This window comes from Gluconobacter sp. P1D12_c (assembly GCF_018812105.1).
In the GTDB taxonomy this organism is placed as follows: domain Bacteria; phylum Pseudomonadota; class Alphaproteobacteria; order Acetobacterales; family Acetobacteraceae; genus Gluconobacter; species Gluconobacter oxydans_A.
The window spans coordinates 1-352 of record NZ_JACSIQ010000913.1 but is presented as its reverse complement, the minus strand read 5'-3'; the positions used below and the strand labels follow the sequence as shown (position 1 = coordinate 352).

The window sequence follows — 352 nt, the reverse complement described above, 5'->3', positions numbered from 1 at the left end:
CAGAGTATCTGATCAACGACCGCCTGTCGTTCATGCGATTTCTGGGATTGGGGCTGTCGGACCGCGTGCCCGATGCCAAAACGGTCGGCTTAGTCACTGAGCGTTTGACTCGCTTGAGCGGGCTTGGTGATGAGCTCGAAGCATTTTCCCGGACTGTGGATTTTGAAGTGTTCCGTCCTGATCTGGAGAAGGCACTGGCCTATTCAGATGGAAGCAAGGGCGGGCGACCGCCGTTCGATTCAGTGTTGATGTTCAGGATCCTGGTGATCCAGACGCTGAACAATTTGTCCGACAAACGGACGGAATATCTGATCAACGATCGCCTCTCCTTCATGCGCTTCCTTGTCCATTT

The 352-nt window shown here is 53.7% G+C and carries 1 protein-coding gene; it reads left to right on the top strand.

The features are described from left to right. Positions 1 to 352: transposase (locus tag KP705_RS19770; RefSeq protein WP_374195582.1), on the top strand; the 352-nt coding region annotated here is incomplete at both ends.